This is a genomic window from Duganella sp. Root198D2, from assembly GCF_001428585.1.
Taxonomy (GTDB): domain Bacteria; phylum Pseudomonadota; class Gammaproteobacteria; order Burkholderiales; family Burkholderiaceae_D; genus Rugamonas.
The window spans coordinates 64,033-79,126 of the sequence record NZ_LMIC01000011.1 but is presented as its reverse complement, the minus strand read 5'-3'; the positions used below and the strand labels follow the sequence as shown (position 1 = coordinate 79,126).

The following is a 15,094-nucleotide window of genomic DNA, read 5'->3' as shown; positions in this document are numbered from 1 at the left end:
TTCTTTCTATTCCTTTCATGCGCGGCGTTGCTGGCGCAGCCGGAGCCGCTGCCCGGCACCGTCGATAGCCCGGTCCAGCAACGGGCCCAGCGTCTCCAGCGATTGCGGCGACAGGATGTTTTCATGCGAACAGTGCGCCAGGTGGTGCACTTCCAGGTCGGCTACGTGCTTGCGCCATGCTTCGACCGGGCGGATGTAGCCAGGCAGGGACTGGCCCGCGATGAACAGCGTGACCGGGCCGTCGTAAGCCGGCGTCCGCGCCTGCGCCAGCAGGCGTACCGCATCGCGGTAGTTGGCAAAAACCTGTTCCAGCATCGCCGCCTTTTCCTGCTGCAGCACATCGTCCGTTTCTCCCTCATAAGCATCGCCCAGCAGGCGTTCCTGCTCCCGTTGCGCGCCCAGCGCCGCTTCAGCCCCTTGCGGATCGCTCCAGTCATGCACCTCGGCCGGATAGGTGTCGAGCAGCCCAAGGAAGCTGACTTCTTGACCCTGCGCCCGCAGGCGCTCGGCCACGCCATAGGCAACGGTGCCGCCCAGCGAGTAGCCAAGCAGGTAGTACGGTCCTTGCTCCTGCACGCCGCGTACGATTTCGACCTGGCGGTCCAGCAGTGCTTCCATGTCGCGGCTGGCAGCGACCAGCCCGTGCGGACGGGGCGACTGCAGGCCGACAATGGCGCGGCCGCCGCCAAGGTAGCGCGACAGGACGCTGTACTGCCAGGCAAAACCGGAGCCGGGATAGAAGCAGATCAGCGGCGGCCCATCGCCCTGGCGCAGCTGGATCACCTGGTCGAAGCCGTCGTTGCCGAAGTCATTGACCATGCCTTGTCCATTCATCAGCGCCGCCAGGCGCGCCACCGTCGGCGCCGTCATGACCTGGCCTACTGTGATGCGCCGCTGCAGCGTGCGCCGCACTTCCGCCGCCAGCTTCATGGCGAGCAGCGAATATCCGCCAATGGCAAAGAAATCGTCGTCGGCGCCGACCGATTCCAGTCCCAGCACGCGCGCGAAAACTTCGGCGAGGCGCTGCTCCAGGCCGCGCGCCGGCGCCCGGGCGTCCACTTTGCCGCCGCGCGCCGGCAGCGGCAGCGCCTTGCGATCGAGCTTGCCGTTGGCGCTGAGCGGCAGCGCCGGCAGCTCCTGCACCGCCACCGGCACCATGTGCGGCGGCAGGCGCGCCGCCAGCGCGGCCCGCAGCTGCTCGCCGTCCGGCCTGGCATCGGCTGCCGCCACCACGTAGGCCAGCAGCTGCCGCGCATCCGCGCCGCCGCTCTCGCCGCCCAGCACCGCGGCATGCACCGCCGCTTCCGCCACGCCCGGCTGCTCGCGCAGGACCGCTTCGATCTCGCCCAGCTCGATGCGCTGGCCACGGATCTTCAACTGGTCGTCGGCGCGGCCCAGGTATTCCACGATGCCGCCATCCAGCCAGCGCACGATGTCGCCGGTGCGGTACAGGCGTGCGCCGGCCACGAACGGGTCGGCCACGAAACGCGCCGCAGTCAGGCCCGGCTTGCCGATATAGCCGTCCGCCAGCTGGATGCCGCCCAGGTACAGCTCGCCGACTGCGCCAGGCGGGACCTGGCGCAGCCAGCGGTCCAGCACGCGCAGCTGGGTATTCCAGACCGGGCGCCCGATCGGCACGCCGGCTCCGCCCTGCCCCAGGTCGCCAAAGGCCGGCATGTAGCTGACGTCTACCGCCGCCTCGGTCGGACCGTACAGGTTGTGCAACGCCGCCGCGCTGTATTGTGCGAACTCGCACGCAAGCGACTTGCCCAGCGCTTCGCCGCTGCAGAACACCAGGCGCAGGCTGGCGCAGCGGCGCGATTCCAGTTCCGCCAGGTGGCCGGCAAATACCGACAGCATCGAGGGCACGAAGTGCAGGCAAGTGACTCCATGCCGCTCGATCGCCTGCACCAGCGCCGCCGGATCGCGGTGCGCATCCGGCTCCGCCAGCACCAGGCAGGCGCCCTGCATCAGCGGCCAGAAGAACTCCCACACCGACACGTCGAAACCGCACGGGGTTTTCTGCAGCACCACGTCTTCTTCGCGCAGCTGGTATTGGTACTGCATCCATGCGATACGGTTGTAGATAGCCTTGTGCGGCACCATGGTGCCCTTGGGACGGCCAGTGGTGCCGGAAGTGTAGATCACGTAGGCCGGATGCGCCGGCGTGATCTTCACTTCGAGTGTTGGCGCCGGCTCGCCGGCGCCCGCCAGTTCATCGAAGCGCAGCACCGGCGCGGCGCAGGCATCGAAGCGGCCGGCGTGGGCGCTGTCGGTAAGCAGCAGGCGGGGTGCGGCGTCGGCCAGCATATAAGCCAGGCGATCGGCGGGATATGCCAGCTCCAGTGGCAGGTAGGCGGCGCCGGCCTCAGTCACCGCCATGATGGCGATGCTGAGGCGCACCGAGCGCGGCAACGCCACCGCCACGATATCGCCCGGCTGCACGCCCTGCTGCAGCAGTTTCCCGGCCAGGATACAAACCTGGCGCCGCGTTTCGGCGTAATCCAGCCCGATTCGCGCATCGGCCAGCGCCGGGCGGCGCGGTGTGCGCTGGGCCTGGGCCGCCAGCACGTCGCGCAGCGTCAGGGAGGACAGGTCGACGCCGGTGTCGTTGGCGGCAGCCAGCGCCTGCTCCTCGCCGGATGTCAGCAAGGGGTAGCGCGACAGCGGCAAATGCGGCTGCGACAGCGCTGTGCGCAGCACCTGCACCACGCGCTGGGCCAGCATGGCCGCGTCGACGGCGGCGCCGCGCTGCTCCACCAGCAGCGACAGGCGTTCGCCCGGCAGCACCAGCAGGGCCAGCGGATAATGGCTGTAGCCGCGGTTCAGCACTTCGCCGATGCGCAGCGGCTGGCTGTCGCGCCCAGGCAGGTCCTGCGCCAGGTAGGCGTTGTCCGGATAGTTTTCCACCACCAGCAGCGTGTCAAACAAGGCAGGCACGCCGGCCGCACGCTGGATCGCCGCCAGCCCCAGGCCGTCGTGCTCCATCAGGGCGATATGGCGGCGCTGCAGCGCGGGCAGCTGGTCCCACAGGGATTGCGACGCATCCAGGCGGGTCCGCACCGGAATCGTGTTCAGGAACAGGCCAACCTGCTCTTCGATGCCGTCGATTTCGCTGTGGCGGCCCGATACCGGGCTGCCGAACAGCACATCGCTGCGGCCGGACATCATGCCCAGTACCTGGCCCCAGACCGCCTGCATCAGCACATTCAGCGTAATACCGCGGCTGCGCAGCTCTTCCTGCAGCTTCGCGCTCAGCGATGCCGGCAGTTCCAGCATGTACTCCTGCACCGGTGCGGCTTGCGCTGCGGCGTCGAACAGCAGCAAGGGCTCCGCCCCCTGCAGGTCGTCGCGCCAGGCGGCTTGCGCAGCCGCGGTATCGCGCTGCGCCAGGCGCTCCAGCAACTGGCCGTAGCCTGCCCGCAGCGGCGCAAACGCCGCGCCAGGTTCGCGGTAGGCTGCCAGCAGGTCGCGCAGCAGCAGCGGCGTGGACCAGCCATCGATGACCAGGTGGTGCACCACCAGCAGCAGTACGTGGCGGCCCGGGGCCATGGTCGCCAGGGCCGCCTGCAGCATGCCGCCGAAGCGCGTGGTCGAACCGTCCCGCGCCAGCAGGGAAGCCTGCAGCTCAGCCAACTGCGCCTGGGCCCCTGCCTCCGGCAAGCCACTGAAGTCATGCTGCTGCCATGGCCAGTCCGGCACCGCCGCCGGCGCGGGCATCAGGAACAGCGGCCGTTCGGCTGCGTCAAGGTCGAACATGCCGCCCAGCTGCGGATAGCGGCGCAGCACTGCGTTAAGCGCCACGCCCAGGCGCGCCGCATCGACTTCGCCTTGCAGGTGCAAGAGCGTGAAAGCGTTATAGCTGCCCCGCCCCTGCGCCGTTTGCGCATGGAACAGCATGCCCTCCTGCAGCGGCAGCACAGGCAGGATATCGCCATGGACGCCATGGCGCCGCTGCAGCAGTTCGCGCTGCTGCGCGGTCACGGCAGGCAACGCGGCTGCGCCGGCCGGCAATACGGCTTCCAGTGCGGCAAACGGCGCCAGCTGGACGGCCATGGCACGCGGCGTGCGCTGTGCGAACACCGCGGAGGGACGCAGCAGGTGGCCGCCGTGGCGCAGCGTGGTGCACAGCATGATGGCGGAAATGCTGTCGCCGCCGAGGGCGAAGAAATCATCGTCGACCGAAGCATGGGCCAACTTCAGCACCTCGGCCATCGCGCGTGCCACCCGCAGCGGCAATGCTCCTGCCGCCTCGTCCAGCGCGGCCGGCACGTTCGCAGCAGCGGCATGCGGCGGCGGCAGCTGCTTGCGGTCCACCTTGCCGCTGACGTTGCGCGGGAACTTATCGAGCACCACCAGCGCGGCCGGCACCATATAGTCCGGCAAGGTCTGGCGCAGCGCGGCCAGCAGTTCGGCACTGCGCGCGGCACGCCCGGCCTGGTCCAGGCCCGGCACCACGCAATAGCCGGCCAGGCGGTGCGTGTTGTTCACAGCCTGCGCCAGCACCACTACGCTTTCCACGCCCGGCAGCAGCGACAGCGCATTCTCCACTTCGCCCAGTTCGACGCGGTAGCCCCGCACCTTGACCTGGTCGTCGCCGCGGCCGAGGAATTCCAGGCGGCCGGCATGGTTCCACCGTACCAGGTCGCCGCTGCGGTACATGCGGCCGCCAGGCTCGCCGAACGGACAGGCGACGAAGCGCGCGGCACTCAGGCCACCGCGCGCCAGGTAACCCAGGGCCAGGCCGGCGCCGCTGATATACAGCTCCCCTGCCACCCCGACCGGCACCGGCATGAGGCGCGCGTCCAGCACGTGCGCCACCGTGTTGCCGATCGGGCGCCCGACCACCGGCAGTTCACTGTCGGCCAGCGCCGCGCGCAAGGTATCCACCGTGTATTCGGTCGGGCCGTACAGGTTGTGCGCCTGCAGGCCCGGGAAGGAGCGCAGCTGCTGCCACAGGGCCGCCGGCGCGGCCTCGCCGCCGATCAGCAGCAGCGTCGGCTGGTGCGCGTCCGGCGCCATCAGGCCATTGCCCAGCATCTGCGCCAGGAACGAAGGCGGCAGGTCCAACGCGTCGATACCGATACGGCGCACCTCCTGCACCAGGCCGTAGGCATCGCGCCGCAGCTCTTCATCGAACACGTACAGCTCCTGGCCGCGCAGCATCCAGAACAGCTGCAGCCACGAAGAATCGAAGGAGAACGAATGGGTGTGGGCGGCGCGCAGGGCACGGCCCGGATGGCGTTCGGCCACGGCGGCCAGCGCCGGGCCGTACACGGTATGTTCGTGCGCCAGGAACAGGTTGAGCAGGGCGCCATGGGTGTTCATCACGCCTTTCGGCCGCCCGGTGCTGCCGGAAGTGAAGATGATGTACGCCACGCTGTCGGCCGGCAGCGGACCTCCGCGCTCATCCTCGCGCAGCGGCGCGGACGACAATTGCGCCAGCGCGGTGTGTGCAGCTTCGCTATCCAGGTCGATGCGCGCGATACCGGTCGGCAGCGCGATCGCAGCCGCAGCGCTGGACAGCAGCAGCACGGGTGCCGCATCTTCGCACATCAGGGCGATGCGGTCCGCCGGGTAGTCCAGGTCCAGCGGCAGGAAGACGGCACCGCACTCCATCACCGCCAGCATCGCAACCACCGATCCGGTGGAACGGGGAATGGCAACGGCCACCACCCGGCCAGGACCGGCGCCCTGGGCGCGCAGCAGGCGCGCCAGCTGCGCCACGCGGCCCGCCAGTCCGGCGAAAGTCACACTGTCGGCGCCGCACACCAGCGCGAGCGCGTCCGGCCGCGCCGCCGCTTGCTGCGCCAGCAGGGAGGACAGGCGGTCCACCTCCGGCGCCGCGACGTCCGGTCCGCGCGACCACGCGCCCATGGCGGCCAGCTCCCCCTCCGTTGCCGGCGCCAGCGCCTGCAGCTCGCGCTGCGGCTGCGTCAGCCATTGCTCCAGCATGCCGGCCAGCCGGGTCACGTGCTGCTCCAGCTCCGCAAGTTCGTAGCGTGCCGCGTCGGCGCGCAGCTCCAGCGAAATGCGTTCGGCCACCTGCAGGTTGAATTCCAGGTCGTCCACCGGCCCGGTGGCCAGGTGGTGCGTCCGGCCCTGCAGGCCTGCCAGGTCCAGACGGTAATCGAACATCTTGAAGTTCACCAGCGCGCCATACAGTTTGCGGCCGCTGCCGACGAGGCCTGCATCGCGCTGGATCTGCTCCGCTTCGTAGCGCTGGTGCGGGCGTACCGCCTGCGCGGCGGCGCGGAAGGCGCGCGATACCGAGAACCAATCCATGCTGCCTTCCATCTCCACCGAAAGCGGCAGAACATTGACGGCTGGGGCCAGTGCATTGATGGCGCGCGAGCCCATGCGGCGCATGAACGGCATGCCGATGGCCTGGCGTTTCTGGCCAGTCATGCGGTACAGGTAGGCCGCCAGCAGGCCATGCAGCAGGTCCGGCACTGCCAGGCCAGCACCGGCGGCATGCTGCTGCAGGGCTGCCGTTGCCGCGGCGGGGAATTCCCACGCCACGCTGAGCGCCTGGCCGGATGGCGCAGCATTGCGCAGCGACAGGCTGGCGGCCGGCGGCAAAGTTTCGCAGAAACCGGCCCAGAAGGCGCGATCGCGCTCGCGGGACTCGCTGCGCTGGTAGGCTTCATACTCCTCAACCGCCACGGCGACCGGCACGAATGGCGCCGCTGCGGCCTCGACACCGGCGGCGAGCGCGGTGTAGTGGGCGGCAATCCGGCGCGTCAGCGCGAGGAAGCTGAAGCCGTCAAGCATGATGTGGTGGAAGCGCTGGTACCACAGCCAGTGGTCCGGGCCGACCTGGAACAGCGCCTGCCGGTAGCACGCCTCGCCGCCGGACAGATCGAATGGCGCGGCCATGTCGGCGCGCATCCAGGCCTCGGCCTGCTGCCGTGCATCGGCATGGCTGCGCAGGTCGAGCTGCACTGGCGGCGCGATGGCATGGGCAGCATCGGCGCCGCGCAACTGCTGGCGGGCGCCGTCCCCGGTCTGCACATAGCGCGCGGTCACCGTATCGGCTTCGGCCAGTCCCAGCTGGATCGCGCGCGACAACAGCTCCGGCTGCAGGGCGCCGCGCACTTCGATGCAGTGGGCAATCACGTAGCCTTGTTTGTTTTCAGCCACCTGGTCGGCCAGCCAGATGCCAAGCTGGCTGCCGTTCAGCGGCAGGAATTGCTGGTCCATGGGGGCTCCTCAGGCGCTTGCTGCGAACGGGTTGATCGCGAGCCAGTGGCGCTCGATGAATTCAACGCATTCGCTGCGCGGCGCCGGTCCGTGCTGCACCTGCCAGCCGGCCGGCTGCGCGGCGAATTCAGGCCACAGGCTGTATTGGCCAGAGCTGTTGCGCAGCACCGTGAACTGGTGGCGCTCGTCGTCAAATGGATTGGTCGTGTTCTCGTTGTTCATGGTTGTTCGGTCTCGTCAAAGTCTTTCATCAATTCACACAAGCCTTCCAGCAGGCCGTCGCGCCAGCACAGCCAGTCGTGGCCGCCGCGCACTTCGCGCAGGAAGGAACGGTGGCCGGCAGCGCACAGCGCCTGGTGGAAGGAACGATTAGGGCCAAGCATCTCGTCTTCGTAGCAGCCGATCTCCAGCAGGAAGCGCAGCGGCTGGCCGAGCGCCGGCCCCTGGGCTACCGAGCCGGCGAGCCAGCCGCCGCTGGCGGTATCGGATGGATCCGGCCACCAGAAGGAACCCGACTGGCTCAGCACATTGCCGAAGCGCGCGGGCCAGTGCAGTGCCGCATAGGCTGCCGCCAGGCCGCCGAAGCTCTGGCCGGCGACCACCGTGCGGCCGGGCTGCGCGCTGAACGGCTCCAGCGCGTGCGCCGCAGGCAGCAGCTCCTCCAGCAGCGCTTCCCAGAACGGGGCGTGGCAAGGCAGCTCCAGCGCGCGCCGCCCGGGCGATACGGCATCCACCAGCAGGTAGACCGCCGGTGGCAGCTCCCCCTGCGCTGTCAGCACATCCAGCGCCCCGAACAGCGGCATTTGCTGCGCCCAGTACTGGCCATCCAGCAGGAGCACCAGTGGCGCTTCGCACGCCGTATGCGGCGCCGTGCGGTAGATCCATGTTTCGCGGCCGATGTCCAGCGCGGCGCTCTGCCAGCGATGGCGGGCCAGGCGACCTTGGGGCAAGGCACCGCCAGCCCGGTCCCAGGCCCGGTGCACGGCAGCATCGGGCAGCACCAGGGGCGACAGCGGCTGGCCCCAATTGCCGCCATGGGCCGGCCCCGGATTGAGCGGGTCGGCCTGGGCATTGGTCTCCAGCAAACCGACCCACCAGCGGCGCAAGGCTGCGCCACCGCCCTCTTGCGGCGGCTGCTGGCCCGCTGCCACCGGCAGCAGGAAATAGCTGCCGCGCCAGTCCCAAGGCAGCGTAGTCTCCCAGCTCCAGACATCGGTGCCGGGATGGCGGCGCATGGCGGCCGGCCCGTTGCTGGGGTGCGGCGTGTGCGAGTACACGTCAATGTAGACATCCTGCGTCTGCGCGGCCGCAGGTTCGCGCCACAGGAAAGTGACGGCGGCCATGGCCCCATCCTCGCCTTCAGCGACCCGCAACAGCGGCGTGCCGCGCGCGGCAACCCCGCTCCACCACGACGCGCTGCCAAGATCGGCGCGATCCATCATGCCCGGCGCTCCAGGGGCTGTGCCGGACCGGGCAAGGCAACGGCGGCGGCAGGAGCCGCCCACACGCTATCCACCGGGCCGCTGCGGGCACGGCGTGCAGCCAGGCGCGCCGCCCATGCCAGCAGCAATGCCAGCGCCAGCGCTGCCAGGTCGACGCCGAGCGCGCCCATGCTGCCGTGCGCCCACATGCCAAGCGAAGGCAGCAGACGCGCCAGCAGCGAGGTGGCCGGGATCGCGAACCCGGCCAGGGCGCACAGCGCCAGCAGCTCGGGCGCAGCCCGCGCAGCGCCGCGCCAAAAGGCCCAGGCCACGCATGCCAGGAACACCAGATAATAGGACGTCATCAGCGCCGCATTGAGATTGCCTGCCGATGCGTGCAGCCATTTCGCAGCCAGCAAGGCCCCTGCCACGCCGGCCACGCTGCCGAGGCAGATACCCACGGTAGCTGCCGCCAGCAAGGCCGTGCGGCGCGGCTGCTCCGGCGGCGCCTGGTCGCGCAGCTGGTTCTTGCGCCGCTTCTCGACCCACAGCAGGTTGCCCGAGTAGAACAGGAACGCCCCCGACAGCCCGAATGCGAAATAGGCCCAGCGTATCCAGTCGCCGCCGTAGCTGCCGAAGTGCAGCGAGAAGAATGGCGCCACGATGCTGCTCCAGGTGTCGCTTTTGGTCGGCAGCATGCTGGTGTTGAGCACCTCGCCGTTGTACGGATCCATCAGGAGATAGCCCGATACCGCCCCGCGCACCACATAGTCCTCGTTGGCTATGCCGACGCGAACCAGCGGCCGCGGGCTCTCCAGGTCCATGAACAGCATGTCGGTCACCTCGAAGCCCGGCGCCTCCAGCTGCGCGCGGCGCAGCAGCTCGCTGGCCGGCGCCAGCTTCGCCACATCGCCCGGGCCCGGCGTCCCGGCCGGGCGCATCCACATCTTCTTCTCGCCGTACACCACTTGCTGCAGGCTGCCGTAGAACTGGTCGTGGAAAGCAAACACGATCACCGTCAGGCTGATCACGATGTGGAACGGCAGGCTGGCGATGCCGATCACATTGTGCGCATCGAGCCAGAAGCGCTTGCGGTTCTTGCCCTTGCGCAGGGCGAAGAAGTCCTTGACCAGCGTCGGCAGCAGCAGGATCACGCCGGACACCAGCGCCAGGAAATAGAGCACGCCCGCCACGCCCATCAGGTACACGCCGAGGTACTCGTCGCCCAAGGTGCCGGGAATGCCGCCGGTACGGTGCAGCATGTCCACCAGTTCGCCGAACAGGGAAGGACGCACTTCCTGCGCCACCAGCCTGCCCTGCGCATCCAGCATTCCCTGCCAGCGCATGGCATCCAGGTCGATGTCGCGGCCCGCATGCCCTGCGCTCCAGGTCACCGGCGCCGGATTGTTCTCATGCCGCAGCACGTGCAGCGTAAATTCTTCCCGTGCGGCCGGGTGCGCCGCCAGCACGTCGCGTACGACGGTGTCGACCTGCTGCGGCGCCAGCGCACCGGCGACTGCGGACGGTGCGCTGACCCAGCGTTCCAGCGGATGCTTGAACATGGTCAGTGCGCCGCCGAAAAAGCCGATGAACAGCAGGATGCCGGCGCAGATGCCGGTCCAGGTATGAAGTGACTGGTAAATGCGAAGGATATCGCTGCGGACTTTCATGGCTTACCCCAGGGTGTAACGGACATAGAACAACAGGCTGTATGCCGCCGCATTGGCGCCGCCCAGCCACAGCACGGCACGCAGGCCGCTGCGGAACAGGTAGACGGTGGAGAAAACCGCCATCCACAACGGCGCCATGATCCACATCACGAACTGCGCCTTCTCGCGGGCGCCGATACCGCCCGGGCCAGCCCAGGCGAACAGGCCGGCCACGGCCAGCGCCAGCGTGGCACCCAGCACCGCGCCGGCAAAGGTCTTGCTCCACCAGTCAGGCCGGATCGCATCGGGTTTGGCGCTCATGGTTTTCCTTTCAGCAGGGAGGCGAAGGGCAGCACGCTGAATGCCAGCATGCTGATGGCGAGCCACGCGAAAACGGCCGCCAGCGGCGACAAGGCCAGACAGGCGGAGGCCAATGCCAGCAGCAGGGCCAGCACGCCGGCCGCTACGCCGAGCGGGCCAATGGGCTGCGCCAGCCAGCCCTGGTGGCGGTGGCCGAGGTACAGCAGGCAGCAGCCCGCAATATCAAGCAATAGGAACAGGATCATTTGGAATTGCCCGGCGTTGGCCGAGTTCAAGGATGGAGAGATAGAACAGCGGAACCAGGAACACGCCCAGCGCCGTCGAGACCAGAACACCGCCCAGCACGCTGGCGCCGATGGCCTGCTGCGCCGCCGCGCCCGGCCCGCTGGCCAGCACCAGCGGCACGATGCCCGCCCCGAACGCCAGGGACGTCATCAGGATCGGCCGCAGGCGCTGGCTGGCGGCGGCCGTCACCGCGGCCCAGGGTCCCTGCCCCGCACGCACCGCCGCCTGGGCGAATTCGACAATCAGGATGGCGTTCTTGGCCGACAGGCCGACCGTCGCCAGCACGCCAACCTGGAAGAAGATGTCGCGCTCCAGGCCGAGCAGTCCGGCGCCGGCCACCGCGCCCAGCACGCCAGGCGGAATCGCCAGCAGCACGCAGAACGGGATCGACCAGCTGCCGTACAGGCCGGCCAGGCACAGGAACACGAACAGCACCGATACCGCATACAGCAGCGGCGCCTGGCCGCGCGAGAGCTGGTCCTGGTAGGACAGGCCGCTCCAGGCCAGGCGGCTGGAGGGCTGCTGCGCCACCAGCCTTTCGATATGCGCCATCAGTTCGCCCGAGCTGGCGCCGGGCGCACCGGCGCCGCTGATATGCACCGCAGGCAGGCCGTTGAAGCGGCGCAGCTGCGTCGGGCCGCTATCCCAGCGCGTACTGGCAAAAGCGGCCAGCGGCGTCATGGCGTTGCCGCTGCCGCGCACCGACCAGTGCTGCAAGTCGTCCGGGCTGGCGCGCCACTGCGCGTCGGACTGGACCAGCACCTTGCGCACGCGGCCTTCATGCAGGTAGTCGTTGACGTAGACGCCGCCCCAGGCCGCGCTCAGCGTGCTGTTGACGTCGTCCAGGTTCAGGCCCAATGTCAGCGCCTTGGCCTGGTCGATGTCGATGCGCAGCAGGGCCTTGCTTTCGCTGCCGTCGGCTTCGGCGTACATCACGCCGGCCAGTTCGCCCGCCTTCGCCGCCAGTTGCATGGCACGCCCGGCCAATGCTTCCGGTGTGGCGCCGGAGGTGTCCTGCAGCCAGAATTCGAAGCCGCTGGCCTCGCCCAGGCCGTCGATCGGCGGCGGCACCATGGCGAACACGCGCGCATCGCGCAGCTTGCCCAGCGCGCCGGTGGCGCGGGCGGCGATCGCCTGCGCCGAGTTTTCCACGCCCTTGCGCTGCGACCAGTCCTTCAGGTTGACGAAGGCCATGCCGGCGTTCTGGCCTGCGCCGCCCATTCCCATGCCGGCAATGGTGTAAACCATCGCCACATTGTCCTTTTCATTCTCGCGGAAATGGCGTTCCACCTGGCGCGCCAGTTCGGCTGTGCGCGGATAGGTGGCGCCGGCCGGCAGCGCAAAGCGCACCATCACCGTGTCCTGGTCGTCGACCGGGATGAAGGAAGCCGGCAGGCGCAGGTAGCCCCAGGCGGTGGCCCCCAGCAGCACGGCGTACACCGCGACCAGGCGCCAGCGGCGGCCAGGCAGCTTGCGCAGCAGGGCGTCGTAGCGCCGCTGCAACGCCGCCATGGCGCGCGCGAAGCGGCCGTCCGCCGCATGCGCCGCGGCCGGGCGCAGCAGGGCCGCGCACAGCACCGGCGTCAGGGTGATCGCCACCAGCACGGACAGCGCCATCGCCGTCACCAGCGTGATCGAGAACTGGCGGTAGATCACCCCGACGGAACCGGGGAAGAAGGCCATCGGCAGGAAAACCGCGCCCAGCACGATGGCGATGCCGGCCAAGGCGCCGGTGATGCCGCGCATCGACTGCAGGGTGGCTTCGCGCGCGCCGACGCGCTGCTCCGACATGATGCGCTCGACGTTCTCCACTACCACGATGGAATCGTCCACCAGCAGGCCGATCGCCAGCACCATGGCAAACAGCGTCAGGGTATTGATCGAGAAACCGGTCAGCGCCAGCACGCCGCAGGTCCCGAGCAGGACCACCGGCACCGTAATCACCGGCACCAGCGTGGCGCGCCAGCCCTGCAGGAAGACGAACATCACCAGCACCACCAGCAGCACCGCCTCGGCCAGCGTCGCCGCCACCTGGCGGATCGAGAGCTTGACGAAGCGCGTAGCATCCTCCGGATAGCCCACCTCGACGCCGGCCGGGAAGGACGGCTGCAGCGCCGCGATGCGCTCGCGCACGCCAGCCGCCGTGGCAAGGCCGTTGGCGCCCGGCGCCAGCATGACGGCAAAGCCGGAAGCCGGCTGGCCGTCCAGGCGCGATGCCGCGCCATAGGACTCGCTGCCGGTCTCCACCCGCGCCACGTCGGCCAGGCGCACCACGGCGCCGTCCGGGCGCGTCTTCAGGATCAGGTCGCGGAACTGCTGCGGGGTTTTCAGGCGCGACAGAGCAGTCACCGACACGTTCAGCGCCTGCCCCGCCGGCGCCGGCCGCGCACCCAGTTCGCCCACCGGCACTTCGGTATTCTGGCTTTCGATGGCGCGCACCACGTCGGCCGGCATCAGGCCGAAGCTGTGCAGCTTGTGCGGCTGCAGCCACACGCGCATGGCGTACGGCGAACCGAAGTTGCGCACTTCGCCCACCCCGGGCACGCGGCTGACTGCATCGATCACCTGGCTGCTCATCCAGTCGGCCAGCGCACCCTCGCCCAGCGTGCCCTGGCGGTCGCTGAACACCACTACCATCAGGAAGCTGTTCTGCATGGCCGTCACATTCAGGCCGTTCTGCTGCACCGCGCGCGGCAGGCGGTACGCCAGCTGGTTCACCTTGTTCTGCACCTCGAGCTGGGCCAGCGCCGGGTCGGCGCCTTGCGCGAACGTCAGCATGATCTCCGCCTCGCCGGCCGAGCTGCTGCTGGCGTCGAAATAGGTCAGGTGCTTGAGGTTCTTCAGCTCCTGCTCCAGCACCTGCACCACGCTGTGCTCGACCACCTGGGCCGACGCGCCCGGATAGCTGGCCGACACGCGCACCGTCGGCGGTGCGATATTCGGATACTGCGCCACCGGCAGCAAGGCGAGCGCCAGCAAGCCGCCCAGCATGACCACGGCTGCCAGCACCCAGGCCAGCACCGGCCGGGCGATAAAGAAACGTGCCACCATCGCTCAGCCCTCGTGCCCCGCCGGCGCCGGTGCGGCAGCGGCACCGAGCGCCGGATCGCGCCATTCGACAGCGTTGACGCGGGTGCCCGACGCCGCCTTCATGGCGCCTTCAACGATCACCCGTTCGCCGGCCCGCACGCCGGACAGCGCCGCCCAGCGTCCCTGGTGGCTGCCGGCCAGCACCAGCTGGCGCGGCTCGACCTCGCCTTTGGCATTGACCACAAGGGCCGAAGCTTTCTCGCCCTCGCCCAGGCGCACCGACTGCTGCGGCAGCATCACCACTTCCGGCTGAACGCCATGCTCGACGCGCGCGCGGACATACATGCCCGGCACCAGCAGCCGGTCGGGATTCGGGAAGCGCGCCCGCAGCGTCACCATGCCGGTCTGCTGGTCCACCTGCATTTCGGCGAACTGCAGCTGTCCGGCATGGGTGTACTCGCTGCCGTCTTCCAGCGCCAGCGTGACCGCGCGCGCGCCCGGCTTGACGCTGCCGCTGCGCAGCGCGCGCTGCAGAGCCAGCATCTGCTGGCTGGACTGCACCACGTCAACGTACACCGGATCGAGCTGCTGCACGCGCGCCAGCGGTTCCTGCTGCGCACGCGCCACCAGCGCCCCTTCGGTCGCCTCCGCGCGGCCGATGCGGCCGGCGATCGCGGCCCGCACCTCGGTACGCTGCAGGTCGATGTCGGCGGCCTTCAGCGATGCTTCGCGGGCGCGCACCCGGGCCAGTCCCTGCAGGTAATTGGCCTGCGCCAGGTCGTGATCCTGCTGCGTCACCGTACGCGAATCGAGCAGGCGCACGTAGCGCTCGGCGATGACGCGCAGGTTGACCAGGCTGGCCTTCTCCAGCGCCAGCTCGGCGCTGGCCTGCTCCTGGCGCGCCGCATAGCTGGCACTGTCGATGCGGTACAGCAGCTGGCCGGCGCGCACGTCGGCGCCTTCCTCGAAATAGCGCTGCACGATGACGCCGTCCACCTGCGGACGCACTTCCGACACGCGTACCGCGGCCACACGGCCCGGCAGCTCGCTGTTCAGCGCCAGCTTTTCCAGCGCCAGCGTGGCGACCGCCACTTCCGGCAGCGCCGGCACGGGCGGCTTGTCCTCTTTCGCGCCGCAGGCGGCCAGCAGCAACAGGGCCGGCAGGTACTTCATGAATTGCATAAA

At 69.4% G+C, this 15,094-nt stretch carries 8 protein-coding genes; all 8 read right to left on the bottom strand.

Features of this window, described 5'->3' with window-relative positions; translation table 11 throughout:
• Positions 1–15: 15 nt before the first annotated feature.
• Genes ASE26_RS12000 through ASE26_RS11965 form a run of 8 tightly spaced genes read right to left on the bottom strand, consistent with a single transcriptional unit; the run spans position 16 to position 15,091 of the window.
• Positions 16–7,203: a non-ribosomal peptide synthetase gene (locus ASE26_RS12000; RefSeq protein ID WP_057246298.1), complete on the bottom strand. Its 7,188-nt coding sequence runs from the start codon at positions 7,201–7,203 to the stop codon at positions 16–18.
• Positions 7,204–7,212: 9 nt separating this feature from the next.
• Positions 7,213–7,425 carry an MbtH family protein gene (locus ASE26_RS11995; RefSeq protein ID WP_055929955.1) on the bottom strand — a complete coding sequence of 71 codons (213 nt, stop codon included), beginning with the start codon at positions 7,423–7,425 and terminating at the stop codon, positions 7,213–7,215.
• The gene (fes, locus tag ASE26_RS11990) at positions 7,422–8,645 is read right to left on the bottom strand and encodes an enterochelin esterase (protein WP_055929952.1); all 1,224 of its coding nucleotides are present in this window, start codon (positions 8,643–8,645) and stop codon (positions 7,422–7,424) included. Before fes ends, ASE26_RS11995 begins: the two co-directional genes overlap by 4 nt.
• A complete protein-coding gene (locus ASE26_RS11985) occupies positions 8,642–10,294 on the bottom strand; it encodes a PepSY domain-containing protein (protein ID WP_057246297.1) in 1,653 nt (550 codons plus the stop codon). Before ASE26_RS11985 ends, fes begins: the two co-directional genes overlap by 4 nt.
• Positions 10,295–10,297: 3 nt before the next feature.
• Positions 10,298–10,594, bottom strand: coding sequence for a hypothetical protein (locus ASE26_RS11980; protein ID WP_057246296.1), 297 nt, complete (start codon positions 10,592–10,594; stop codon positions 10,298–10,300).
• A complete protein-coding gene (locus ASE26_RS11975) occupies positions 10,591–10,839 on the bottom strand; it encodes a hypothetical protein (protein ID WP_055929943.1) in 249 nt (82 codons plus the stop codon). Before ASE26_RS11975 ends, ASE26_RS11980 begins: the two co-directional genes overlap by 4 nt.
• Positions 10,817–13,930, bottom strand: a complete 3,114-nt coding sequence (locus ASE26_RS11970; protein WP_055929941.1) for a multidrug efflux RND transporter permease subunit — start codon at positions 13,928–13,930, stop codon at positions 10,817–10,819. The genes ASE26_RS11975 and ASE26_RS11970 overlap by 23 nt, the downstream gene beginning before the upstream one ends.
• 3 nt (positions 13,931–13,933) lie before the next feature.
• Positions 13,934–15,091, bottom strand: coding sequence for an efflux RND transporter periplasmic adaptor subunit (locus ASE26_RS11965; protein WP_057246295.1), 1,158 nt, complete (start codon positions 15,089–15,091; stop codon positions 13,934–13,936).
• Positions 15,092–15,094 lie beyond the last annotated feature (3 nt).

Excerpts from the sequence above, each read along its gene's own strand:
- ASE26_RS12000 (WP_057246298.1), bottom strand. The coding sequence starts at position 7,203 with ATGGACCAGCAATTCCTGCCGCTGAACGGCAGCCAGCTTGGCATCTGG.
- ASE26_RS11995 (WP_055929955.1), bottom strand. The coding sequence starts at position 7,425 with ATGAACAACGAGAACACGACCAATCCATTTGACGACGAGCGCCACCAG.
- fes (WP_055929952.1), bottom strand. The coding sequence starts at position 8,645 with ATGATGGATCGCGCCGATCTTGGCAGCGCGTCGTGGTGGAGCGGGGTT.
- ASE26_RS11985 (WP_057246297.1), bottom strand. The coding sequence starts at position 10,294 with ATGAAAGTCCGCAGCGATATCCTTCGCATTTACCAGTCACTTCATACC.
- ASE26_RS11980 (WP_057246296.1), bottom strand. The coding sequence starts at position 10,594 with ATGAGCGCCAAACCCGATGCGATCCGGCCTGACTGGTGGAGCAAGACC.
- ASE26_RS11975 (WP_055929943.1), bottom strand. The coding sequence starts at position 10,839 with ATGATCCTGTTCCTATTGCTTGATATTGCGGGCTGCTGCCTGCTGTAC.
- ASE26_RS11970 (WP_055929941.1), bottom strand. The coding sequence starts at position 13,930 with ATGGTGGCACGTTTCTTTATCGCCCGGCCGGTGCTGGCCTGGGTGCTG.
- ASE26_RS11965 (WP_057246295.1), bottom strand. The coding sequence starts at position 15,091 with ATGCAATTCATGAAGTACCTGCCGGCCCTGTTGCTGCTGGCCGCCTGC.